Origin of the sequence: Acinetobacter sp. FDAARGOS_494, assembly GCF_003812225.1 — a bacterium.
Taxonomy (GTDB): Bacteria; Pseudomonadota; Gammaproteobacteria; order Pseudomonadales; family Moraxellaceae; genus Acinetobacter; species Acinetobacter baumannii.
In genome coordinates, this window is record NZ_CP033866.1 from 2,556,688 (window position 1) to 2,579,625 (window position 22,938).

Consider the following 22,938-nt stretch of genomic DNA (forward strand, 5'->3'; position numbering starts at 1 on the left):
GCTTACTTGTTGAGCTTAAAAGTGAATGTTATGTTTTTTCTAGAAAATTATAAATAAAACAGGTGTTTCATGCAGATAAGAGATTATTATCCTTTTAGGAATACTTTATTTATTCAGCATCTCCATATTTTCAGTTATGTATTTATGGCGCTCAGTATTCTGCACTTAATTGCTGCTAATTGGTTGATGCTTCCAGATAGCATTCAACTCATTATTCCACCTGTTATATTACTTATTACAGCTTGGGTGAGTGTCAAGAAGACTTTAAGTGAGGGAGTAAGGCAAACTTTACATGGCATCTGCGGCTTAATGGTCGGTTTGAGTTTGGCTGTAATTGGGCAAGTTTATCAAACTGGTGCAGACAGTTATTTACTTTTCTTGATTTGGACTTTGCTTTTATTGCCGTGGCTATATCGACCAAATATTGGAATCTTTGCTTTAATTTGTATTACAAGCCAACTCACCCTGTTTTTATTTTTTAAACAGGCTTTCTGGGCAGAGAAGTTTCCCTATCTTTATCTTTTTGCTCTAAATTTATTAAGTCTTGTGCAATTTTGGATCTGTCAAAAGAAATATACGGCTTTACGTTTTATTTTTATTGCTTGGTTTGCTGTTATTTCAATAACAGGAATGATTCAATTCCTATCAAGTGAAAATTTATCTTATCTGATCTCGGCTTTTTTTCTAGGAATCATCGCTTTTTATTATTTTTTTAATAAAGATGATCAGTTGTGTGCCAGTTTAATGGCTGCTGTTCTTGGTGTGACGGCGACCATATGGCTTGTGGATGGTATTAATCAACTATTTAAAGATTCTAATGAGTTCATCTTTTTATTGATCGCGGGGATTATTTTTACTTGGTTTGCACTCATTAGTTATTTCTTAATCAAGATTTTCCGTCAAAGCCGTTTTTATATTATTCCTTTGGCAATTGGTGCTTGGCTTGCTGGTCTAGCGCTTGCAGCATTTACTTTGGTGTTTTGGGAGACTATTTCCTTAATTATTGGAATCATCTTTGTTGCTGTAGCTATAACTTTACTAACAAAATCGCAAAGTTATTTCATCCGGCAGTTTGCATATTGTTTATTTGTGAGTGGACAGACTGCTTTTTTATTCCATCTTGGTTCTGAAACAGATCAAATTTTATGGGTATTGATTGCCCAGATCTTTATTTTATGTATTAGTTATTTTCTTAAGCCTCACTGGTTCTTTATTTTAATTCAAATGCTTGCAACTTATGGTATAGCAGTAATCTATCTACTACAAATGGATCATTCATTATGGTCCTTAAACTCTACTCAGACTTATTTAAATTTAGTCTTACTTAACTATTTGGTTTTTAGCTCGGTACTACTGATAGGAAGTAAAGCGGTCGTATCGTATAAGCGGAGTATCTTCTTATGTACGCTCGTTGTAATTTGGGTGAGTTCATTCTTTGATACCTTTATAGGATTAGCACTTGTTGATTCGGCTGATCAGTCACTATGGTTCCTTTATGCATTGCCGTGCGTATGGTTATTATGCTTTAGTTTTTTCTATCTCTATCGGCAACTTCACGGTATAACTTTTTTTGCCTTTTTAGTTTTTGGCATATTACTTATTGCACTCGGCTATTTTGAAGTATTCATCTTATTTGTTATTTTGACATGGGCTTTAAAAAATAAAGATCGCATTGTTTATGGTGTTACGCTCGTAGTATTTGCCTTTGTGCTTTGGCAACTTTATTACAGTTTACAATTAAGTTTTTTAGCTAAAAGTGCATCAATCTTGGTGTCGGGCATTATATTGCTGGCTCTATATGGGCTACTTATGAAAGAAGCTAAAATTAATTGTATTGAGGGAGAAAAGTAATGAAAAAGTATTTCTCTCTTATGCTTGCAATAGTCACTGTTTTATTTTTTGCAGGTTTAGTGATGAAAAATGAATGGCACCTGCATCAGAGTAAAAGTATTTTTATTAAGCTGAAACCAGTTGATCCTCGTTCTATTTTACAAGGGGACTATATGGCGTTGGCTTATGAATTAAATTTACAATCTCTCAAAGCTCTGACAGGAAGTGAAAGTGAAGCTTTAGATCAGGTGATTTTTAATCATGCTTCTGTTCCAGCAAAAGTTATTTTAGATTCACGAAATCGAGTAATCCGTACTATTTTAGACCCTAACTCTTTATCTAATGAGCAGAATTTAATTTTAAAAAATCCGGACAATCACTATCAATCTTTGTACCCAGCTTCTCGCAGTTTCTTATTTGCCGAAGGCTTAGCTCATTGCTATGAGAAAGCGAAATATGCTGAATTTAAGGTAAATGCAAAAGGAGAGGCGATTTTATTTGATTTACGTGGAGAAGAGCTACAGCCTCTAAATTGTAAGCAGCAACAGAGCTGGTGGAAGGGAACTGCCAGAAGTTTATAAAGTCTTATAAAAAAAGCCCGTATTTACGGGCTTTTTATTATTTTTAAATCTTTAATTAGGCAACTTGCACAGGAATACAGTTCGCTGTGTGATTGACTGTGTTATCTGGGTTCGCATATACCAAGCGTGGTTTATGGGCATTTGCTTCAGCTTCTGTGAAATCACCAAAAGTAGCAATAATAACTAAATCGCCCACATCTGCTTGGTGAGCAGCGCCGCCATTTACTGAAATAATGCCAGAGTTATCTTCACCACGAATTGCGTAAGTTGTGAAGCGCTTGCCATTAGTTACGTTCCAAACGTGGATTTCTTCGTATTCACGAATACCAGCTAAGTCCATCAATACGCCATCAATTGCACAAGAACCTTCATAGTGAAGTTCAGCATGGGTTACAACTGCACGGTGAATTTTGCATTTTAATAAACGAGATAGCATGGCTAGCGTCTCCTGAGTAGACCTAAGATGAAGATCTTATGGTGAAATCTTTCGCCTTTGCCGCCGGCTAGGTGGCTGATGCGCATTTTGCTCCTAAAAAAGCAAGATAGCAAGCTTGATTGTTCAACAATTTAAGCTGGTTTATACGCATTAATTTGATTCATGGCCTGTGGTACTTGCCCTTGAACAAGTAACTTTACTTTAGAGAGAGCATGATCAATTGCTCCATCCATCAGGCTTTGTTCACTACTTGGTGCTTTCCCGAGCACATGTCCAGAAACTCTTTCTTTTGAGCCAGGATGTCCAATACCAATACGTAAACGATGAAAATTTGGGCCAATATGCGGGACAATATCACGTAAACCGTTATGACCGCCGTGTCCACCGCCTGTTTTGAGGCGAATTACACCAGGGTTCATATCAAGTTCATCATGAGCAATCAAAATTGCTTCAGGAGCAATTTGATAGAATTTTGAGAAAGGAACAACACTTTGTCCGGAACGATTCATATAAGTCATAGGTAGAAGTAAGCGAACATCATGCCCTTCTATATTACCACGACCACTGATTCCGTGAAATTTTGGATCATTTTTTAATGTAATGCCATATTTATCTGCAAGCTGTTCGACGAACCAGAAACCTGCATTATGGCGGGTTTGGGCATATTCTGAACCAGGATTGCCCAAACCAACAATTAGCGAAATATTTGACACTAATCTACGCCTTTAAACACTTATGCGCGTTTGAAGTCAGCGTGCATAGGAGTGTTTTTAGCTGGGTGACGTTGTAACGCTTGGATTTTAACGTTTTCAACTTTGTCACCTACTTTGATTTCAACAACTTCTTCAAAGAAAGCGTTGCTTTCTAAAGCTTTTACAAGCTCACGAAGTTCTAAAGTAACTGCTACAGGCTCAGCGTTACCACCGTAGATGATAGCTGGAACTAAAGATTCGCGACGAAGGCGGCGGCTCGCACCTTTCCCTTGTTTGTCTTCAGCACGCGCTTGAGCGTTTAATACGAAGTTTGCCATGAGATAAATCCTCATTAAAGATTAAATAAACTAAACTTGCGACCAGTTTAGTGATAGAAAACCCCAGCCAAAGCTAGGGTTAAGAAAAAAGCTGCAATATTATAAACTATCGAACATCGCGCTGATAGACTCTTCGTTATTAATACGACGAATCGTTTCAGCAACCATGCTAGCAACAGAAACTTGGCGAATTTTGCCTAAGTTTAATGCTTCTTCAGAAAGAGGAATTGTGTCAGTTACAACTAACTCATCAATAACAGAGTTACGTAAGTTCTCAATTGCTTTGCCTGAAAGTACAGGGTGAGTTGCGTAAGCAACAACACGACGTGCACCGAATTGTTTAAGCGCATCAGCTGCTTTACACAATGTACCAGCTGTATCAACCATGTCGTCTACGATAACGCAATCACGATCTTTTACGTCACCAATCAAGTGCATAACTTGCGACTCGTTGGCTTTTTGACGACGTTTGTCGATGATTGCTAAATCGATATCACCCATCTGTTTAGCAACGGCACGAGCACGTACAACACCGCCAACGTCAGGAGAAACCACCATAAGGTTGTCATGTTGTTGTTGACGTAAGTCAGCAAGCAAAGCAGGAGTACCGTAGATGTTGTCGACTGGAATATCGAAGAAGCCCTGGATTTGGTCAGCATGTAAGTCAATCATTACGACACGGTCAATACCAACAGTGGTAAGCATGTCTGCAACAACTTTCGCTGTGATCGGCACACGTGCAGAACGTGGGCGACGGTCTTGGCGAGCATAACCAAAATAAGGGATAACAGCAGTAATACGACCAGCACTTGCACGACGCAAAGCATCTGCCATAACCAAGATTTCCATAAGGTTGTCATTGGTTGGAGCACAAGTAGGCTGAACGATAAATACGTCTTTACCACGAACATTTTCAGTAATTTCTACTGAAATTTCACCATCAGAGAACTGACCGACTGATGCAGCACCTAGAGGGATATGTAAGTGACTTACGACTTTTTGAGCGAACTGTGGATGAGCATTTCCACTAAAAACGACAAGATTGGGCATGAAGCACCCTTGGCGGTTGGTATGTAATGAAGTAGATGGCAGGGGCGGCTGGATTCGAACCAACGGATGGCGGGATCAAAACCCGCTGCCTTACCACTTGGCGACGCCCCTAATGCGGCAGAACTTTAATATTTTTGCAATGCAATGTCAAGGTTAATCAACAAAAAGCAAGGCAATTAAGTCTGTCTTTTAAATAAGAGAATGGCAGGGGCGGCTGGATTCGAACCAACGGATGGCGGGATCAAAACCCGCTGCCTTACCACTTGGCGACGCCCCTAAATTCGATGCTGTATTAAGATGGCAGGGGCGGCTGGATTCGAACCAACGGATGGCGGGATCAAAACCCGCTGCCTTACCACTTGGCGACGCCCCTAATACAATCATCATTACAGGTGGAAAATGGCAGGGGCGGCTGGATTCGAACCAACGGATGGCGGGATCAAAACCCGCTGCCTTACCACTTGGCGACGCCCCTAACTTGCAACTTTAAAATGACGTAAAGGAGATTCTTTTAAACTATGTACCAAGTAAGCTTTACATGGTGCATGTTTAAGAATGTCATCAACATTCATTTCATCGGTTACCTCAGCAAAAACACAAGCACCTGTACCTGTAAGCTTTGCATGACCAAACTGATCGAGATATTGCATTGCTTCTTCAACTTCAGGGTATAACTCTCTAGCCAAAGGCTCAAAGTTATTTCCGAAATTAGAAGGTTCTAACTGATAGGCGCAAAATGTAGTGGGCTTAGAATCTCTTGTCAATGTTTTTTGTGAAAAAAGCAGTTGAGTGCTGATAAAACAATCAGGTTTTAAAACAATGAATTGTTTTTGATCTAAGTCTATGAATGATAAATGTTCACCAATCCCTTCAGCCCATGCATTTAACCCATAAATAAAAATTGGAACATCGGCACCAAGCTTGACACCGAACTGAGCTAATTGTTCTTCAGTTAGACCACATTGCCATAATTGATTTAAGACAATAAGCGTCGTTGCTGCATTGGAAGAACCGCCACCTAAACCGGCACCCATCGGAATATTTTTTTCAATTTTTATATGGAGTCCGCAAGGATTTTGAGCGTGAGGGCGTAATATCTGTGCCGCCCGATAAATCAGATTTTGCTCAAGTTGAACCTCACCTAAACCTTCAATCTGAATCTCATCTTCAGATATAGGCGTAAATGTCATCCAGTCATATAAATCAATAAGTTGGAAAATAGTTTGTAGTTCATGGTAACCATTTTCACGACGTCCTGTGATATGCAAAAACAGGTTGAGCTTAGCTGGAGAAGGTACTCGAATCATAGATTTATATAAGTAAGGATTAGCGGTTTTGGATCACCATTGTAATACGGTTTTCTTTATCTTCAGCAAGAGCCTGCTTTAAAATCAGTTTATTTGGTAGAGTTTGTTCACCATCATAACTAAAATTAACTGTCCAGCCATCTTCGATGAGTTGGCTCACACGATTTGCATTATCTTTACTAATTTGAGCATTTAAAGTTGCAGGTTTCGCTAAAATCCAACTGGTTAAATGAGTAATTGGTGCTTGCCAGCCAGTTGCACGCTCTAAAAGTTCTTCAGGAGATGCAGCCGTAATCAGTCCAGTTTTAGCACTGTTTAGAGTAACTTCACCAGGTTTACCCTGTATTTGTGTTTTTCCAACACCTAAAATACCGCTTAATTCGATATCGAAATTGTCTTGCTGTTGAATCCATGTAAAGAATGCACTACCAGTTTGCTGGGGGGTGCGTACTCCAATTTTACCTTGTAAATTGAAGTGTTTTTCGTCTTGTACTTGGTGGGTAACTGCAGCTTTAGGTTGAGTAAAATGCTGACAACCGGTTAAAAATAAAACACTTGATCCACAGATCGCTGTGCACAGTTGGGCAAGTTTGCTCATAAATTTAACTCTTTTTTGCAGATGTAGGTAAAATTAACGCATCAAGTTGTTGTAATTGTGGATCATTTGCGTGCTTTTGTTTCAGTTGTTGTAACACGGCACTGAACTGAGTTAATGATCCTTGCATATAAAGTGCCTTAGCGTAACGAATGCCAATATTTATGTTATGACTTAGTTCATATGCTTTGCCTAAAGCTTCCGCAGCCGCTTCATAATCATTTTGTAAAAATGCGATATAGCCTAGCGTATCCAGAATAGAAGCTTGTTCAGGGGCATATTCTAAAGCCTGTTCAGCATATTGACGTGCTTCCTTAAGCCTACGATTTTGCAAAGCTAATGTATAAGCATAGGCGTTTAGATACGTTGGGCTATTGGGTTCTAACTGCAATAATTGTTTGAGTGTTTTATCGAGTTTATCGCGGTCAGTATAAGGGTCTAATAATAAAACTTCTGCATAGATGAGCTCCGGATCATCTGGTAAGTTTTTGATCGCTTCATCTAATAAATTTAATGCAGCTTTTTTATTGCCCATCTTCTTTAAAATTTCAGCTTGAGCTTGGTAAAGAAAGCTTGCATGCTGAGGATAATTGACTCGTTCTTGGGTTAAAAAGCGTAAAGCGTCGTGTAAGTTTTCTTGTTTATCATAGATCGCAATGAGATTGCGTCTTGAAACAATATACAAACTACCATCGACTAAACGGTAATAAGCTTTAGCAGTTTCATAATGTTGTTTTCTTTCAGCATTAATCGCTAAGTAGTAATACGCCTCATTTTGATATTTTGCAGAGTTGCGTAAATCAACCAGATATTGTTCTGCCTTATCATATTGCTTAAGGTCAATACTGGTTAAACCAGCAATAAACAAAGCCTCTTCAGCATGAGGATTGCTTTGAATAATTTTCTCTAATTTTTCAAGAGCAAGCTGGGGTTGATTAATCTGGATGAGGTAACGTACTTCGGCTAGGCGAATGTCTAGGTTTTTCTTATATTTACGGCTTGATTTTGCATACCATTTTAAAGCACCTTCCTGATCACTGAGTGCGATTAGTAAATTGGCTTTCATTAAGATAAAGCTGGTCACTTTAGGGCGACGGCGTAGTGCGCGATTAATGGTACTTAAGGCCGGTTCTAACTGACCATTTTGTGCTTCTAGGTTGGCAATAAGCGCTAAGATGGATGGGTTGTCTTTCTCTGCACTAGAACGTAAAGCGGTTAATAAAACTTCTCGATCCTGTGCATTTTCAGGTGCAATGCTTGCCAAAATTTGTTCAAGATCGGCAGTTGGATCTATTTTTAAAATTTTATCTAAAGTCTCGGCAGCAAGCTGATATTCATGTGTTTTTAGCGCAATATGCGATAAATAAAATAAAGCAGGGACATCTTTAGGCTCTTGAACAACCCAATGTGTTGCAATATTTAATGCAGCTTGTAAGTCGTTATATTCAAGTGCAACGTCTAATGCACGCTGTTTAATTGTTGTTGAGTTGCTTTTTATCGCAAGCACTGTGTAATTGTGCAGTGCTGTGGGAATATCGTCATAAGCTAAGGCAAATTCAGCAACCATACTCTGCTGTAAAGCCTGATCAAATGAATGCACGGCATAGGTCTCTTGCACTGGACGTGCATAGACATATGAGGACATGCTACCTAACAATAAGAATGTGGTAGAATACTGTCTTATCGAAGCACCGTTAAAATTAATACGGCTATTCATTTGACGCAATTTTTATTGATCCAAAGTAATGCTTTTTATGACACCGATGTTGCACAATAGCATAAATTTAGCGAAATGATGATCTGATATGTCTTTCTTTGCATTGGGTGTCAACCATCAAACAGCTTCTGTAGAACTCCGCGAGCAAATTGCTTTCAATGCAGAGCGATTAAGTAATTTGCTTGCCGAACAACGTCATCACGAGTCTTTAAAAGACTTAGTGGTTGTCTCAACATGTAACCGTACAGAAGTCTACGCCATGGCGGAAGATGCCGAAAGCCTTCTGAAATGGTTAGCTGATGCCAATAATATTGATGTAAAGCAGTTAATTCATCATGTTTATCGTTACGAAAATGCTCAAGCCATCACACATTTAATGCGTGTAGCAAGTGGTTTGGACTCACTCATGTTGGGCGAACCGCAAATTTTAGGGCAGGTGAAAAGTGCTCTAGCATTGTCTAAAGAAGCGCAAACAGTTTCTCCAGAATTAAATAGTGTATTTGAGTACGCTTTTTACGCCGCTAAACGTGTGCGCTCTGAAACAGCTGTAGGTAGTCATGCCGTTTCAATGGGTTATGCAGTTGCCCAGCTCGCTTTACAGGTTTTTAGTAAACCTGAAAAACTAACGGTTATGGTGGTTGCTGCAGGCGAAATGAACAGCCTTGTTGCCAAGCATTTAGCTGAAATGGGCGTCGCCAAGATGATTATTTGTAATCGTAGCCGTGAACGTGCCGATCAATTGGCCCAAGAAATTGCACATCAAGTTGAAGTTGAGATTATTGATTTTTCAGATTTGGCTGAGAATCTATATCGTGCCGATGTTGTTTCAAGTTGTACGGGTAGTTTGCATCAGGTTATTGCTTATGCAGATGTCAAAACTGCATTAAAAAAACGCCGTTATCAGCAAATGTTAATGGTCGATTTAGCTGTACCGCGTGATATTGACCCTAAAGTAGAGTCGCTTGATGGGGTGTATTTATACGGTGTAGATGATCTACAAAGTGTGATCGATGAAAACTTGGCTCAACGTCGTCAAGCGGCTGTTGAAGCTGAGGTGATGGTTAATCAGCTAGCCACCCAGCTAATTACGCATCAAAAAGTCAAAGAGGCGGGCAGTACAATTCATGCTTACCGCCAACATAGTGAAGAAATTAGTCAGCGAGAGCTTACCCAGGCATTAGAGGCTCTGCATCATGGTGGAAATCCTGAGCAAGTGTTGCAGCAATTTGCCCATCGTTTGACGCAAAAACTAATACATCCGACCTCTATGTTGTTGCGTGAAGCTGCAAAAGCAGAGAGCCCGGACTATTTTGAATGGTTACAGCAACATTTACAGGATGTATTCGATCATGAGCGAAAACCCAAACGTTAAGAAAGAAGTCTTAAGCTAATCTGTTTGGTAAGTTCATTGAGTTGTTGTCTTAAGTTTCTTGACTCAACTAATGAGATTTTAGATTTTAGTTTTTGACGTAAATATCTTTCTTGTAAGCCTAAAGCATATTCTTTTGCGAGTTTATCTGCTACTTCCGGTGCTTGAGTTAAGGCTTGAATATTGGTCCTTTGCATAATATCTGCAATTTCATGGCAATAACTGCTACAAGCACCTAAAACATAGTAGGTAGCTAGTTCTTGGTCATCAGGCAATTCGTCAAATATACGGTTTAAAATTGCTAATATTTTAGCCAACAACTCATCTTGCGGAATATAAGCCCGTAATCCTTCAAAATGAATATAAAGAAACGGATGATGCATCAAAATTGCAATTGCAAAGTCTTCATCTTTCGTTTGAATATTAAAAGATAGGGATGCATCGTGGCTAATTTGTGGAGTGAAACGCTTACCTAAGCCTAATTTTTCACGGAAAGATTGGGTTAGTAGATAGCGAAAAGACCCTTGTTTTGGCAATAACTCAGTCAATTCTCTTAATTCGCCCATAACAAGACTTTTACCTTCGGGCGTACTAATGTCATGTTGCCCAGTAAGATGAGCAAAAACAAAGTCAGAAAGTAAAGGAGCTTGCTGTAGAAGCTTCTGGAAATTTTCCACCCCTTCACGGCGGATTAAAGAGTCAGGGTCATGGTCATTTGGCAATACAAAGAATTTGAGCTCACGACCATCATTGAGTAAGGGTAATGCAATTTCTAAAGTTCGGCGTGCGGCCTTTTGACCTGCAGCATCACCGTCAAAAGCAATCGTAATCCGGTTATTTTGTTTAAATAAGATATTAAGGTGTTCGGTATTACTTGCCGTTCCTAAAGTCGCAACTGCACCAGTAATGCCATATTGCTGTAAAGCAATGACATCCATATATCCTTCGACCATTAACCAGTCATTTGCTTTTAATTTTCGGCCTTCGTATAGCCCATACAGTAATTGATTTTTATGGAATACTTCCGAATCGGGCGAGTTGATGTATTTAGGCTTAATTTCATCATTGAGCGCACGACCACCAAAGCCAACTACACGGCCTTTAGGGTCCCGAATTGGAAAAATAACACGATCACGTAAAAGGTCGAAGTCACGACCACTGTCACTTGAACGGATGAGGCCAAGCTGCTTTAAGCCCTCAATATCATAAGGGAAAGCTTTTTCTAGATGCTGCCAGTCTTCAGGAGCATAACCTAAACGCCAGAACTGAATAGTCTGGTCACTTAAACCGCGTTGCTTAAAGTAATTTTTAGCTTTTTGACTAGTCGGTAATTGATGTTCGTAAAACTGGGCAACATTTTCTAGAAGGTCATATAAATTACCTTCTTGTACTGGCTCATCAAAGCTAAATGGCTGTTCAAACTGGGCAAAGGGATCATCAAAATATACGGGTTCAAACGTATTGTACTGATCTTCTATAGGTGCTTGAGTAGTCGGTTCAGCAACCGTTTTGGGCGGTGTTGATGGCTTTGTAACTTGGCGCGTATAAGACAGTTTTTTATTATCAGTATTATCTTTTGGTAATTCGACTCCCGTATTACTCGATAATTCCTTCATCACATCAATAAAGTTTCGGTTATCAATGTCCATTAGGAAGCGAATAGCGTTTCCGTTCGCCTGACAGCCAAAGCAGTGATAATACTGTTTATCGCGGTAAACATGGAAAGAAGGTGTTTTCTCTTGATGAAAAGGGCAACAACCAGAATAAGTTCGTCCGGTTTTTTTCAGTTTCACACGTTGACCAATCAGATCGACAATATCTGTGCGATCTAAGATCTGATCAATCGTATGCTGTGGAATTGCCATAATTCAGATAACCGTGTTTAAACTAATGATGCGATAGGTCAGATTATTCTGACATGATGAATCGAGATATGCCCGATAAATATTTTACTATTTTATAAAAACAAACAGGCAAGTGATATTACTTGCCTGTTTGTTGGTTATTTTTAAGCTTTTATTGCTTATTGAGCAGCGTCATCTGCTTCGTTATCTGCTGGTGAGGCACTCGGTGCTTCACTCGAAGACGTTGCTGGTGCAATTGTTGCGCCTTCTGCTGCTTTTGGCTCAGGTTTATCTAGTAAACCGAAGCTTAAGCGATTAGTCCAACTACGTTCACTTTTTGGTGCTTCAACAGGTGTGTTAGTTGTTTCTTCAGCTTCTTCTTTACCCGAGTTACCAATTAAACCAAAGCTTACGCGGTTTAGTAGACTACGTTTTGGTTCAGCTTCAGAAGAAGTAGTCGTATCAGGTGTTACAGACTTAGATTCACGACCAAGAATACCTAAGGTTGCACGGTTGATCCAGTTACCTTCTTTACGTGCAGCACGCATGTTGACAGTGCCGTTTTTATTGACAAGGCTCGGATAATTAAGTTTTAAAACTTCGATGTATTGTTGCGAAGTTGCCTTATCACCTAATTGATCATAGCTATATGCCAAAGTTGCTAAAGCTTCTGGTACTTGAGGTGTTTGTGGATAGTGTTCAATCACCCATTGTGAACGTTCAGCCGCGGCAATCCACGCTTTACGTTTAACGTTAAAACGCGCTGCATTCATTTCACTTTCAGCAAGCTCTTGTCCAATAAACTTCATACGCTGTGCTGCATCGACAGAATACTGGCTACTTGGGAAGCGACGGATAAGATCAACAAAGTTTTGATATGCAACTTTTAAATAACTCACATCACGGTGAGATTGTTGCAAAGAGGTGTAACGCAACAAGCTATCGTAGTTCATCTCCATATTAGATACGCCACGTACGTAGTAAGCATAATCTACATTTGGATGCTGAGGATTTAAACGAATAAAACGTTCTGCGAGTGCAATCGCACCTTCATAATCTTTTTGCTTAAATTTTGAATAGAGAAGTTCAAGTTGTGCTTGTTGTGCGTATTGTCCAGTTGGATAATAAGTATCAATCGCTTCTAAAGATTTGGTAGCGTCAAGATATTGACCACGATCAAGAGCCTTTTGAGCCTTGTCAAAATATGCTTGTTCACTAGATTGAGGGCCAGTATCGACCACTTCTTTTTTACTTGGATTGCTGCTACAGCCCACAAATGCAGACGCTACACCTAAAGATAAGGCAAGCATCGTAATTTTATAACGTGGTAGCGACATAAAAACTCCTCTGTTATGTTGGGCAATGAGCTACAATTGCGCTATTAAACCACTTTTATCTAAATGATCAAATGACTTCAGCACAATCTTCAAACACAAACTTCTCTGAAACAGACTTCAATTTACTAGAAGATTCTGAGGATGCAGATAACCATACTTCTGATACAACTGCAACACGTTTATCGTTGCAAGTTCAGTTAGATGAAAGCTACTTAGGGCAACGTATCGACCAAGTGGCAGCCATGCTGTGGAGTGAGTTTTCACGCGAAAAACTTAAACAATGGATGAAAGAAGGTCATCTGTTGGTAAATGGTAACATTGTCAAACCTAAATATCGCTGCGAAGGCAATGAAACGCTAACTTTAAATGTTGAGCTTGAAGCACAGACCAACAGTCAACCAGAAAATATTCCACTCGATATTGTTTACGAAGATGAAGATATTTTAGTCATTAATAAACCGGTAGGTATGGTGGTTCATCCTGGCGCAGGTAATACCTCGGGTACTTTGGTCAATGCTTTGCTTTACCATTCACCTAAGTCAGCCGAGCTTTCACGTGCTGGTCTAGTACATCGTATTGATAAAGATACCAGTGGTTTACTAGTTGTTGCTAAAAATCTCGAAGCACAATTTTCTTTGAGTAAACAATTGGGAGATAAATCTGTTTATCGTATTTATGACTTAGTCACTTATGGCAATATTATCGCAGGTGGCACAATCGATGAGCCGATTAAAAGACATCCGGTTGACCGTGTAAAAATGGCAATTTTGCCGGGTGGGCGTGATGCTGTAACGCACTATAACGTGAAAGAGCGTTTTAGAGACTTTACCCGTGTACAAGCGCAACTTGAGACTGGCCGTACCCACCAGATTCGCGTTCACTTTAGTTATATTGGACATGGTTTGGTCGGTGATCAAGTTTATATGAACCGTGTACGTATTCCGGCAGGGGCATCTGAGTTACTCATCGAAACTTTACGCGGTTTTAAACGCCAAGCACTTCATGCTGCTAAATTGGGCTTAAAACATCCTCGTACTGGTGAAGAAATGTTATTCGAAGCACCATGGCCTGAAGATTTTACGCAGTTGGTTAATGTTTTACGTACAGAAAACGCTGCATATTAAGGACTGGTATATGGAATTTGTTCAGGGTTTACCTCAAGGCGTATTCGTAGGGCAGACACGAGTTCATCACCCTTTGGCATTACCAGCAGAGCAAACAGAGCTAACAGGTTTTAACCTTGCTTTGCACGTTAAAGACGAAGCTCAGCGTGTCCAGCAGCATCGGATGATGCTGTTAGATGAATTTGCTCAGTTTGGGGTTAAAAAAATGACATGGATGACCCAAACACATAGCACGATTTGCCATACAGTAAATGAACAAATTCCTTTTACAGCTTTAATTGGCGACGGCTTGATTACGCAAACCAAAGGTCATGCGTTAATGATGATGACAGCCGATTGTTTACCTGTCGTGCTTGGTAATGCTGAAGGTACAGAAATTGCTAACTTACATGCAGGGTGGCGAGGTTTAGCGGGAGGTATTATTGAAAATACAGTTGCTGCAATGCAGAACCCTCCAACATGGGCATGGTTGGGTGCAGCGATTAGTCAACCTTGCTTTGAAATCGGAGCAGAGGTAAAAACTGCTTTTTGTAGTAAATATCCTGAATTGGAAACTACATTTATTGATGGGGCAGCTCCAAATAAATTTCATGCTGATTTGTATGCAATTGCTCGTTTTATCTTACAGAGCCTAGGAGTTGAAAAAGTTTTAGGGGGAGATCAGTGTTCATACCAACAGCAAGATGAATATTTTTCTTACCGCCGTGACGCTAAAACTGGCCGTATGGCAACTTTTGTTTTTATGTAGTTTTGAAAAATCATATTTCTTCTTAAGGATATGATTGTTTTAATAATACTCTCTTATGTTGTTTAAATTTCAAAATAGCATAAGAGAGTTTTTTATTTTGAATTTTCCATATTTATTCAAGAAATTAAGGCAAGTACTGAGATTTCATGTTTATAGAGGAAGGTTTAGCAAGTTTTAATAAAATGATAAAATAGAAAAAATCGCTCAAAATATTAAGCTTATGTCTTTGCCTGAAAAACATCTCTCTATTGTCTATCACAGTCCCTATGGCCACACTGCAAAGGTAGCGTCTGCTATCGCAAGTGGCGCCGAAGTGATGGGCGTCAAAGTACATGTGATGAATATTGAGCATATTGATTGGGATGTTTTAGATGCCTCACAGGGCATTATTTTTGGTTCCCCAACTTATATGGGAAGCGTAACTGCCGATTTTAAAAAGTTTATGGATAGTACATCTAAACGTTGGAAAAATCGTTTATGGCAGGGTAAGTTAGCAGCGGGTTTTGCAAATTCGGGCGGTTTAAGTGGTGATAAACTGGCGGTTCTGCAACAACTTAATATTTTTGCGATGCAGCACGGCATGTTGTGGTCAGGTTTACCTTTAATGACAACAGGCCATACTGAAACCGATTTAAACCGTTTATCGAGCTGTTTAGGGTTGATGACTCAATCAGATAATGCACCTGTTGAAATTACACCGCCGCAAGGTGATTTAGATACGGCTAAATGGTTTGGTGAATATATTGCTGGGCTTTTATATAGATTAAATTAGTGAAAAATAAAAAAGCCTCTATAAAGAGGCTTTTTAGTCTATTACTTATGAAATATACGTGCTTTATCACGTTGCCAGTCACGTTCTTTTTCAGTTGCTCGTTTATCGTGAAGTTGTTTACCTTTCACGAGTGCAATTTCAAGCTTAACCAGATGACCTTTCCAGTAACATGCTAATGGAACGCACGAATAACCTTTTTGGTTCACTGCACCCATAAGCTTTTCAAGTTCACGACGAGATAATAATAATTTTCGTGTACGTGTAGCTTCCGGCACAATATGTGTAGATGCAGAAAGGAGTGGTTGAATCTGAGCACCAAATAAGAATGCTTCACCATTTTTAAAAATGACATAACTTTCTGTCAAACTCATACGACCGGCACGTAAAGATTTTACTTCCCAGCCTAGTAAAGACATGCCAGCTTCAAATTTTTCTTCGATAAAATAATCATGACGGGCACGTTTGTTTTGTGCAATGGTTCCGCCATTATGTTTCTTTACTACTGTTGCTTTCGCCATAATTCAAACTTCCACAATTGTCCCTATTGTGCCGTAAACTGATGCCAAGGTGAAGTTTTTTCCCACATATCAATATTTCGTCTCATGTATAACTTTTGCTAAAATAGGCGCACAATACAATTAGAGTACTAGCGGATGTCTAAAACGCGTGTAATTTATCCTGGAACATTTGACCCTATCACGAATGGGCACGTTGATTTAGTTACTAGAGCATCAAGAATGTTTGATGAAGTTGTAGTAGCGATTGCAATTGGACATCATAAAAACCCTTTGTTCAGCTTAGAAGAAAGAGTTGCACTGGCGCAATCATCATTAGGCCATCTATCAAATGTTGAGTTTGTAGGTTTTGATGGTTTGTTGGTTAATTTTTTTAAAGAACAAAAGGCCACAGCAGTACTTCGTGGTTTAAGAGCAGTTTCTGACTTTGAATATGAATTTCAACTGGCCAATATGAACCGTCAGCTTGATCCACATTTCGAGGCGGTGTTTTTAACACCTTCTGAACAGTATTCTTTTATTTCTTCGACATTAATTCGAGAAATTGCTCGTTTAAAAGGAGATGTAACCAAGTTTGTTCCGCAAGCTGTGGTTGAAGCCTTTGAACGTAAACATCAACAAGGTTGGTAACGTGTCGTTATATATCACTGATGAATGCATAAACTGCGATGTTTGTGAACCAGTTTGTCCCAATGAAGCGATCTTTATGGGCGAAGTGATTTATGAAATCAATCCGGATTTATGTACAGAGTGCGTTGGTCACCATGACCAGCCACAGTGCCAATTATTTTGTCCAGTAGACTGTATTCCAAAAGATCCGCAGCATGAGGAAACGGAAGAACAGTTACTCGACAAATATAAAAGATTAATTGCTCAAAAAAGCACAAGCAATTAGTCAATAAATTTGTTAATATGCGCCCTCGAAGTGAGCCGGATGGTCGCTGCTGTGGAGGTCTCCGTGACTGAAGCAGGAGAGGAAAGTCCGGGCTTCATAGGGCAGGGTGCCAGGTAACGCCTGGGCGGTGAAAGCCGACGGAAAGTGCAGCAGAGAGTAGACCGCCTCATTCGTGAGGTAAGGGTGAAAGGGTGCGGTAAGAGCGCACCGCGTGTCTGGTAACAGTTCACGGCATGGCAAACCCCACCAGAAGCAAGACCAAATAGGAATCCTAGGTGCGGCCCGTACTGGATTCGGGTAGGTCGCTTGAGCGTATGAGTGATTGTACGCCTAGAGGAATGACCATCCTCGACAGAACCCGGCTTATAGGCTCACTTCACCTCATTTTATTGAAAATTTTTCTTGACGCGCGGTTAAGAAGCTAAGATAATGCGCGCACAGTTTACGGCTATGTAGCTCAGTTGGTTAGAGCACCGCACTCATAATGCGGGGGTCACAAGTTCAAGTCTCGTCATAGCCACCATTTTACAGACCACGCTCCTGCGTGGTCTTTTTTTATGCTTGTTTTTTTGATTAAACACAGTTTGTAAAGACCGACTTCATACTTCTGGCATTGTTTGTCTAAGCCAATTTCTTCATGTTCTTATAACACTTAACAAGGATGTTGAAGACATGAAAAGGTCATTATTATTTTTAGGAATTCTAAGTTTAACTGCTGGAACACAAGTCTCTGCAGCTGATTTGAGTTGGGGTGATCCAACTTTAGATTCGGGTCAATTTAAAGTGTCTGGTGCAATACGTTCTCGCTATTTACATAAAGATTATGTGGTCGGGGCGAATGAAGGTTCCCAAAATGATGACTGGCGACTCACAGATATTAAATTAGTGTTGGGTTATGAAAATCCAAACTGGATTGCAGGAGCAGATGCTCGCTGTTATCAATATGATCGCTTGTGTGATGCGATTTTTCTAAAAAAAGCTTGGGTAGGGTATAAGTTATCTGACCAACAAAGAGTCACGGCAGGTTTGCAGCCTGTTGATTTTGGCTTTGGTGAATTTTGGGGAAGTAGTTATTACGAAACGCTTTTAAATACCGTTGGTTTAGAAGATATTGATAATCTGGGGATTAAATATAAATTTGCAGATGACAAATACAATTTAACCTTAGGATTCTATCCAACTGATGGAGGAAATTATAAGGGGACATCAAAAGACTCAAGCCGATATAGTGGTAATTTCGTTGAAGCTGATGACTTGACGGTAGGGACCAATATTGAAGAAAAAAATATGTGGATTGCGCGGGCCTCTAGAAAATTTGAGCTTGATAAAGCTCAAAAATTTTCGACCGAGTTAGGTGGTTCAGTTTGGTATTCAGATTTAGAAAATAAAAGAACAGATGAAGATGGACACCGCAAATCATGGAATGTATTTGCTCAAACGCAATATCAAGCATGGCAATGGATGTTCTTAGCAGGTAAGCAAGATGTCACTAATGGCGATAATTTATTGCCAAATAGCTCAACCATTGGAGCATTTGATTATCCGTATCAAGTTGCTAACAAAGGCAAATATCTAGTCAATGAAATTAACTATACCTTTGCTCAGCCATTCCACAAAATTGAAAATATTAAGCCCTATATCTCTCATAGCCGCTTTTTCAAAGATGAGGATGGATATAAAGACTCTGAGCGTTTAATTGCAGGCGTTTATTTTAATTACAAAGCCATTGGTATTCAGGGTGAATATATTATGAGTAAAAATGATCCAATGGTAGGTGGTGGGGCGAATGGCCTTGCACAAGGTAGCAGTAATGATTGGGATAAACTGTTTTATCTTTCAATTGGATATTATTTCTAAAAGTTAAAAGTAAACTATTGCCCTAAGTGAACAGGCCCACTTAGGGTTTTTTTTATAGAAAGACTTTTTCAGGCGGTGGTTCTCGTTTGACGGCTGGTGAAATGAGTTGTCCACGGCTTAGGTTTTGCACATGCTGTAAACGATTGAGCAATTCATTTTGAATAAACAAAATACAGGTTTGCAGTTTGGAGGAGCTTTTGAGTCGTGATGGATAAACCGCCCAGACATCTGCATCTTGCCAGTATTCAGGCAAAATATGCTGAAGTTGGCCGGTGATCAATTCATCTGCTACATCCCAAATCGAACGGAAAATAATACCGTGACCTTCTATGGCAAGTTGATGAATAATTTCGCCGTTATTTGAAACAAAGCGGGGTTTGATATGCACTGAGACATCTTCGGAAGCATGCCTAAATTTCCATAAAACCGAGGATTGGTCGCGTTCACTAATTGTTAAACAGTCATGTGTTTGTAAATCTTCAATACTGTCAGGTACGCCGTGTTTAAGTAAATAACTCGGTGACGCGCACAAAATACGAAAATTAGAAGCCAGCTTCTTCGCAATCATATTGGGTGCAATTTCATTACCAATTCTAATGTCTAAATCAATACTGTGTTGAATCAGGTCTTTGGTATTGTCGATGGTATCAAAATGAATCTGTAGTTTTGGATACAGCATCATTAATTTAGACAAAATTGGTGCGACATGTTTTCTGCCAAAACCAAAGCTACTAATAATATCCATACGACCCGTAGGCGTACTGAGTGGGTTATTGACCAGTTCACAAACTTCATCAAATTCTTCAAGAATATTTGAAACTCTCTCAAGAATGAGTTTGCCATCTTCTGTCAGGCTAACGTGACGTGTACTGCGATGAAAAAGTTTGCAGCTCAACGTGTTTTCTAAAATATTAATTCGCTTGCTAATAAAAGCTGGCGATGTCCCGAGTTCCTCAGCAGATTCGACAAAACTTTTTAGTTTGGCGACTGTGCAAAAAACCTTTAAATCCGATAGGTTAGGTAGATTATTCACGATCCGTGTCCATTGGAGTGATAGTTCTGTTGTTGATCATTTTTGCTTAAAACATCATGTTTAAGCCATACAAGGATATTAGTCGAAGGTGTGAAGGAAGCTTATGGCAAAAAGATATAAAGTTGCCACGATTGCAGGCGATGGCATTGGTTTAGAAGTTCTACCAGAAGGTATTAAGGTTGTAAAGGCAGCAGCAGAGAAGTACGGCATTGATCTTCAGTTAGATGCTTTCGATTGGGCAAGCTGTGATTACTACCTTGAGCACGGCAAAATGATGCCAGATGACTGGTTTGAAACTTTGCAGGGCTACGATGCAATTTATTTTGGCGCTGTAGGCTGGCCAGATAAAGTACCTGACCATATTTCGCTTTGGGGTTCGCTGCTCCAGTTCCGTCGTGGTTTTGACCAATATGTGAATTTACGTCCAGTGCGCTTAATGCCGGGTGTGAAATGTCCATTGGTAGGTAAAAAACCGGGCGATATCGACTTCTACGTGGTTCGTGAAAATAGTGAAGGTGAATACTCAGCGATTGGCGGTAAAGCTTTTGAAGGAACAGACCGCGAGTTTGTTTTACAAGAAGCCGTATTTACACGTCATGGCGTAGACCGAATTTTGCGTTATGCATTTGAGTTTGCAAATCAGCGAGATGCGAAAAAAATTACCGCAGCGACCAAGTCAAATGGTATTGCAGTGAGCATGCCGTACTGGGATGAGCGCGTTGATGCGATGGCAAAACAGTATCCACAAATTCAAGCTGATAAACAGCATGTTGATATTTTAGCGGCTCGTTTTGTTTTACAACCTGAACGCTTTGATGTGGTTGTGGCATCAAATTTATTTGGCGATATTCTTTCCGATTTAGGTCCTGCATGTACGGGAACCATTGGTTTAGCCGCATCGGCAAATTTAAACCCAGAAAGAAAATTTCCATCACTGTTTGAACCTGTCCATGGTTCGGCACCAGATATTTACGGTAAACAAATTGCCAACCCAATCGCTGCGATTTGGTCGGGTGCCATGATGTTCGAATTCTTTGGTGAAGAAGACGAGCGCTGTATCCAAGCGGGTCAAGATATTATGCAGGCGATTGAAAATGTATTAATTAATGGTCCAAAAACAGCCGATATCGGCGGTCAGGCAAAAACTTATGAGGTAGGAGATGCAATTGCATCATGTGTAGCCCAAACTAAAATGGACGTATTCGCTATGGAATAACGCCATCCAAAAATGGATGTATGGATATGGATAATCAAAACACAAAAATTTATACGGATAAATTTCTTGCCGTAACCAGCCTACTGTTTGTATTTATTTCAGTTGCTGGTTTGGCGATTTATTCGCAAGAATCGATAAAGATTGCTGCAACGTGGATGCAGTGGACGACATCGGTATTTACAACCCCAGTATTACTGTTTGCTTTTTTAGCTATCATTTTTACTTTTGGTCTTGCCTTTAGTAAATACGGAAAAATTAAGCTTGGAGAAGGAAAACCTCAATACAGCACAATGTCATGGATTTTTATGTTCATCTTGTCGGGTATTGGGTCTTCTACATTGTACTGGGGCTTTTTGGACTGGGCCTACTATTATCAAACTCCAGGTTTGAGCTTACCGCCTGAGTCAGCAGAAGCATTGAAATATAGCGTGGCTTATTCATTTTTTCACTCAGGTTTAAGTGCATGGGCAATTTATGCTTTGGCATCAATTTCTTTGTGCTACAGCTATCATGTGAGAAAAAACAAGGGTTTAAGTTTAGCTTCAGTGATTGAGGCTGTGACAGGCTTTAAATCAACCGGCGTGGTTGGTCGTTTAGTCGACTTAATGTTCTTGCTTTGCATGTTCGGTGCATTGACGATTTCATTGGTACTCACTGCCGTAACATTTACCAATATTTTGTCTCAGCTCACAGGCATTCCAAATACCTTTATGACCAAGGTCATCATTATTTTGGCAGTTTCAGTTCTGTTCGCACTCAGTTCATATGTAGGTATGGACAAGGGCATGCAGCGTTTAAGCCATATGGTGTGCTTGGGTGTAGTGTTATTTGCAATTTATGTACTTTGCTTTGGTCCGACTCAATTCATTTTGAATAATTCATTAATGAGTTTCGGATTAATGGCAACTAACTTTGTCGATATGAGCTTGTTTACCGATCCAATGGGTGACGGCAAGTTTACCCGTGAATGGACTGTTTTCTACTGGTTATGGTGGATTTCATATGCACCGGGTGTGGCACTCTTTGTAACGCGTGTTTCTAAAGGCCGTACTATTAAAGAAGTGATCTTTGCCATGGTAATTGGTGGTAGTGTCGGTCTTTGGTTCATCTTTGGTGTGTTTGAAAACTATAGTGTTTATAGCTTTATTCATGGGGCTGTAAATGTGCCACAAATCTTAAGTCAACAAGGTGGTGAGGTTGCGATTGGTCAATTGCTTAGCCTATTACCTGCCGGAAAACTCATGATGTGGATTTTCCTCGGCATTATGGTGGTGTTCTTGGCAGCGCATATGGATGCAGTTGGGTATGCAGTTTCAGCAACATGTACACGCGGTTTAAGTGAAGGGCAAGACCCATCGCCAAATGCACGTCTGTTCTGGTGTGTCATGCTGACCTTAGTTCCAATTGCCATGATCTTTAGTAAAGCACCATTAGACACCATGAAAACGGCAACTATTGTGACGGCTTTACCATTCATCGTGATTATTCTGATTCAGACCTATGGCTTAGTGAAATGGCTCATACAGGATTATGCCAAAGTCCCATCACATTTAATTGAGCAACAAGGTTATGATGATCAGGAAATTGGTTTAAACCAGACTCAAGATGAACATGCAAAACGGATGCAGCTTGAGCTTGCAAGCTCAATCAAACTGGATAGAAAAACCAGCTAGAGGGAACGG

General features: G+C 39.9%; 22 protein-coding genes, 5 tRNA genes and 1 other RNA gene. 13 read left to right on the forward strand and 15 right to left on the reverse strand.

Annotated features, from left to right (window positions below):
• Window positions 1-69: 69 nt before the first annotated feature.
• The gene (locus EG365_RS12320; protein WP_001987685.1) at window positions 70-1,851 is read left to right on the forward strand and encodes a DUF2157 domain-containing protein; all 1,782 of its coding nucleotides are present in this window, start codon (window positions 70-72) and stop codon (window positions 1,849-1,851) included.
• The gene (locus tag EG365_RS12325; RefSeq protein ID WP_000759824.1) at window positions 1,851-2,411 is read left to right on the forward strand and encodes a GDYXXLXY domain-containing protein; all 561 of its coding nucleotides are present in this window, start codon (window positions 1,851-1,853) and stop codon (window positions 2,409-2,411) included. The genes EG365_RS12320 and EG365_RS12325 overlap by 1 nt, the downstream gene beginning before the upstream one ends.
• A gap of 55 nt (window positions 2,412-2,466) precedes the next feature.
• On the opposite strand, the gene panD is transcribed toward EG365_RS12325, so the two are convergent.
• The 11 genes from panD to EG365_RS12380 all read right to left on the reverse strand — a co-directional run bounded on the left by panD (window position 2,467) and on the right by EG365_RS12380 (window position 8,546).
• Window positions 2,467-2,847, reverse strand: a complete 381-nt coding sequence (gene panD / locus EG365_RS12330) for an aspartate 1-decarboxylase (protein ID WP_000952664.1) — start codon at window positions 2,845-2,847, stop codon at window positions 2,467-2,469.
• Between the two features lie 131 nt (window positions 2,848-2,978).
• Entirely contained in the window at window positions 2,979-3,560 is a 582-nt protein-coding gene (gene pth / locus EG365_RS12335) for an aminoacyl-tRNA hydrolase (protein WP_000065594.1), read from the reverse strand.
• Window positions 3,561-3,580: 20 nt separating this feature from the next.
• A complete protein-coding gene (gene rplY, locus EG365_RS12340; protein ID WP_001273421.1) occupies window positions 3,581-3,877 on the reverse strand; it encodes a 50S ribosomal protein L25 in 297 nt (98 codons plus the stop codon).
• A gap of 99 nt (window positions 3,878-3,976) precedes the next feature.
• Window positions 3,977-4,927, reverse strand: coding sequence for a ribose-phosphate pyrophosphokinase (locus EG365_RS12345; RefSeq protein WP_001133287.1), 951 nt, complete (start codon window positions 4,925-4,927; stop codon window positions 3,977-3,979).
• A 36-nt stretch (window positions 4,928-4,963) separates the two neighbouring features.
• Window positions 4,964-5,038, reverse strand: a tRNA-Gln gene (locus EG365_RS12350).
• A gap of 91 nt (window positions 5,039-5,129) precedes the next feature.
• A tRNA-Gln gene (locus EG365_RS12355) sits at window positions 5,130-5,204 on the reverse strand.
• A gap of 21 nt (window positions 5,205-5,225) precedes the next feature.
• A tRNA-Gln gene (locus tag EG365_RS12360) sits at window positions 5,226-5,300 on the reverse strand.
• Window positions 5,301-5,327: 27 nt separating this feature from the next.
• Window positions 5,328-5,402 (reverse strand) — tRNA-Gln (locus tag EG365_RS12365).
• Complete coding sequence (gene ispE, locus EG365_RS12370; RefSeq protein WP_000621866.1) at window positions 5,401-6,234, reverse strand: 4-(cytidine 5'-diphospho)-2-C-methyl-D-erythritol kinase; 834 nt, start codon at window positions 6,232-6,234, stop codon at window positions 5,401-5,403. The genes EG365_RS12365 and ispE overlap by 2 nt, the downstream gene beginning before the upstream one ends.
• 19 nt (window positions 6,235-6,253) lie before the next feature.
• Window positions 6,254-6,832: a lipoprotein insertase outer membrane protein LolB gene (lolB, locus tag EG365_RS12375; protein ID WP_000039820.1), complete on the reverse strand. Its 579-nt coding sequence runs from the start codon at window positions 6,830-6,832 to the stop codon at window positions 6,254-6,256.
• 4 nt (window positions 6,833-6,836) lie between these two features.
• Window positions 6,837-8,546, reverse strand: coding sequence for a tetratricopeptide repeat protein (locus tag EG365_RS12380; RefSeq protein ID WP_001088487.1), 1,710 nt, complete (start codon window positions 8,544-8,546; stop codon window positions 6,837-6,839).
• Between the two features lie 88 nt (window positions 8,547-8,634).
• On the opposite strand from EG365_RS12380, the gene hemA reads away from it, so the two are divergent.
• The gene (hemA, locus tag EG365_RS12385; RefSeq protein ID WP_000007425.1) at window positions 8,635-9,918 is read left to right on the forward strand and encodes a glutamyl-tRNA reductase; all 1,284 of its coding nucleotides are present in this window, start codon (window positions 8,635-8,637) and stop codon (window positions 9,916-9,918) included.
• On the opposite strand, the gene EG365_RS12390 is transcribed toward hemA, so the two are convergent.
• Window positions 9,915-11,780: a DNA primase gene (locus tag EG365_RS12390; protein ID WP_001007229.1), complete on the reverse strand. Its 1,866-nt coding sequence runs from the start codon at window positions 11,778-11,780 to the stop codon at window positions 9,915-9,917. The genes hemA and EG365_RS12390 overlap by 4 nt on opposite strands.
• A gap of 158 nt (window positions 11,781-11,938) precedes the next feature.
• Window positions 11,939-13,096: an outer membrane protein assembly factor BamD gene (locus EG365_RS12395; protein ID WP_000056809.1), complete on the reverse strand. Its 1,158-nt coding sequence runs from the start codon at window positions 13,094-13,096 to the stop codon at window positions 11,939-11,941.
• Window positions 13,097-13,167: 71 nt separating this feature from the next.
• Here EG365_RS12395 and rluD point away from each other — a divergent pair, with 71 nt between their 5' ends.
• From rluD to EG365_RS12410, 3 genes are all read left to right on the forward strand, one after another.
• Window positions 13,168-14,220, forward strand: a complete 1,053-nt coding sequence (gene rluD, locus EG365_RS12400) for a 23S rRNA pseudouridine(1911/1915/1917) synthase RluD (RefSeq protein WP_000199617.1) — start codon at window positions 13,168-13,170, stop codon at window positions 14,218-14,220.
• A gap of 10 nt (window positions 14,221-14,230) precedes the next feature.
• Window positions 14,231-14,968 carry a peptidoglycan editing factor PgeF gene (pgeF, locus tag EG365_RS12405; protein ID WP_000397513.1) on the forward strand — a complete coding sequence of 246 codons (738 nt, stop codon included), beginning with the start codon at window positions 14,231-14,233 and terminating at the stop codon, window positions 14,966-14,968.
• A gap of 220 nt (window positions 14,969-15,188) precedes the next feature.
• The gene (locus EG365_RS12410; RefSeq protein WP_000056378.1) at window positions 15,189-15,740 is read left to right on the forward strand and encodes a flavodoxin family protein; all 552 of its coding nucleotides are present in this window, start codon (window positions 15,189-15,191) and stop codon (window positions 15,738-15,740) included.
• A 41-nt stretch (window positions 15,741-15,781) separates the two neighbouring features.
• Here EG365_RS12410 and smpB read toward each other — a convergent pair whose 3' ends face one another.
• Entirely contained in the window at window positions 15,782-16,258 is a 477-nt protein-coding gene (gene smpB / locus EG365_RS12415; protein WP_001029798.1) for an SsrA-binding protein SmpB, read from the reverse strand.
• A gap of 135 nt (window positions 16,259-16,393) precedes the next feature.
• Between smpB and coaD the strand changes: the two genes are divergently transcribed.
• The 5 genes from coaD to EG365_RS12440 all read left to right on the forward strand — a co-directional run bounded on the left by coaD (window position 16,394) and on the right by EG365_RS12440 (window position 19,007).
• Complete coding sequence (coaD, locus tag EG365_RS12420; protein ID WP_000047853.1) at window positions 16,394-16,885, forward strand: pantetheine-phosphate adenylyltransferase; 492 nt, start codon at window positions 16,394-16,396, stop codon at window positions 16,883-16,885.
• Window position 16,886: 1 nt separating this feature from the next.
• Window positions 16,887-17,150, forward strand: a complete 264-nt coding sequence (locus EG365_RS12425; protein ID WP_001979799.1) for a YfhL family 4Fe-4S dicluster ferredoxin — start codon at window positions 16,887-16,889, stop codon at window positions 17,148-17,150.
• A gap of 27 nt (window positions 17,151-17,177) precedes the next feature.
• Window positions 17,178-17,532, forward strand: an RNA gene (gene rnpB / locus EG365_RS12430) — RNase P RNA component class A.
• Between the two features lie 64 nt (window positions 17,533-17,596).
• Window positions 17,597-17,673: transfer RNA gene (locus tag EG365_RS12435), tRNA-Met, on the forward strand.
• Between the two features lie 149 nt (window positions 17,674-17,822).
• Entirely contained in the window at window positions 17,823-19,007 is a 1,185-nt protein-coding gene (locus EG365_RS12440) for a porin (RefSeq protein ID WP_000830722.1), read from the forward strand.
• 52 nt (window positions 19,008-19,059) lie between these two features.
• On the opposite strand, the gene EG365_RS12445 is transcribed toward EG365_RS12440, so the two are convergent.
• Window positions 19,060-20,040, reverse strand: a complete 981-nt coding sequence (locus EG365_RS12445; RefSeq protein ID WP_001061609.1) for a LysR family transcriptional regulator — start codon at window positions 20,038-20,040, stop codon at window positions 19,060-19,062.
• Window positions 20,041-20,143: 103 nt separating this feature from the next.
• On the opposite strand from EG365_RS12445, the gene EG365_RS12450 reads away from it, so the two are divergent.
• A complete protein-coding gene (locus EG365_RS12450; protein ID WP_001129656.1) occupies window positions 20,144-21,256 on the forward strand; it encodes a tartrate dehydrogenase in 1,113 nt (370 codons plus the stop codon).
• 20 nt (window positions 21,257-21,276) lie between these two features.
• Window positions 21,277-22,929: a BCCT family carnitine transporter gene (locus EG365_RS12455; RefSeq protein WP_001984224.1), complete on the forward strand. Its 1,653-nt coding sequence runs from the start codon at window positions 21,277-21,279 to the stop codon at window positions 22,927-22,929.
• Window positions 22,930-22,938 lie beyond the last annotated feature (9 nt).

Excerpts from the sequence above, each read along its gene's own strand:
- EG365_RS12320 (WP_001987685.1), top strand. The coding sequence starts at position 70 with ATGCAGATAAGAGATTATTATCCTTTTAGGAATACTTTATTTATTCAG.
- EG365_RS12325 (WP_000759824.1), top strand. The coding sequence starts at position 1,851 with ATGAAAAAGTATTTCTCTCTTATGCTTGCAATAGTCACTGTTTTATTT.
- panD (WP_000952664.1), bottom strand. The coding sequence starts at position 2,847 with ATGCTATCTCGTTTATTAAAATGCAAAATTCACCGTGCAGTTGTAACC.
- rplY (WP_001273421.1), bottom strand. The coding sequence starts at position 3,877 with ATGGCAAACTTCGTATTAAACGCTCAAGCGCGTGCTGAAGACAAACAA.
- EG365_RS12345 (WP_001133287.1), bottom strand. The coding sequence starts at position 4,927 with ATGCCCAATCTTGTCGTTTTTAGTGGAAATGCTCATCCACAGTTCGCT.
- ispE (WP_000621866.1), bottom strand. The coding sequence starts at position 6,234 with ATGATTCGAGTACCTTCTCCAGCTAAGCTCAACCTGTTTTTGCATATC.
- lolB (WP_000039820.1), bottom strand. The coding sequence starts at position 6,832 with ATGAGCAAACTTGCCCAACTGTGCACAGCGATCTGTGGATCAAGTGTT.
- EG365_RS12380 (WP_001088487.1), bottom strand. The coding sequence starts at position 8,546 with ATGAATAGCCGTATTAATTTTAACGGTGCTTCGATAAGACAGTATTCT.
- hemA (WP_000007425.1), top strand. The coding sequence starts at position 8,635 with ATGTCTTTCTTTGCATTGGGTGTCAACCATCAAACAGCTTCTGTAGAA.
- EG365_RS12390 (WP_001007229.1), bottom strand. The coding sequence starts at position 11,780 with ATGGCAATTCCACAGCATACGATTGATCAGATCTTAGATCGCACAGAT.
- EG365_RS12395 (WP_000056809.1), bottom strand. The coding sequence starts at position 13,096 with ATGTCGCTACCACGTTATAAAATTACGATGCTTGCCTTATCTTTAGGT.
- rluD (WP_000199617.1), top strand. The coding sequence starts at position 13,168 with ATGACTTCAGCACAATCTTCAAACACAAACTTCTCTGAAACAGACTTC.
- pgeF (WP_000397513.1), top strand. The coding sequence starts at position 14,231 with ATGGAATTTGTTCAGGGTTTACCTCAAGGCGTATTCGTAGGGCAGACA.
- EG365_RS12410 (WP_000056378.1), top strand. The coding sequence starts at position 15,189 with ATGTCTTTGCCTGAAAAACATCTCTCTATTGTCTATCACAGTCCCTAT.
- smpB (WP_001029798.1), bottom strand. The coding sequence starts at position 16,258 with ATGGCGAAAGCAACAGTAGTAAAGAAACATAATGGCGGAACCATTGCA.
- coaD (WP_000047853.1), top strand. The coding sequence starts at position 16,394 with ATGTCTAAAACGCGTGTAATTTATCCTGGAACATTTGACCCTATCACG.
- EG365_RS12440 (WP_000830722.1), top strand. The coding sequence starts at position 17,823 with ATGAAAAGGTCATTATTATTTTTAGGAATTCTAAGTTTAACTGCTGGA.
- EG365_RS12450 (WP_001129656.1), top strand. The coding sequence starts at position 20,144 with ATGGCAAAAAGATATAAAGTTGCCACGATTGCAGGCGATGGCATTGGT.
- EG365_RS12455 (WP_001984224.1), top strand. The coding sequence starts at position 21,277 with ATGGATATGGATAATCAAAACACAAAAATTTATACGGATAAATTTCTT.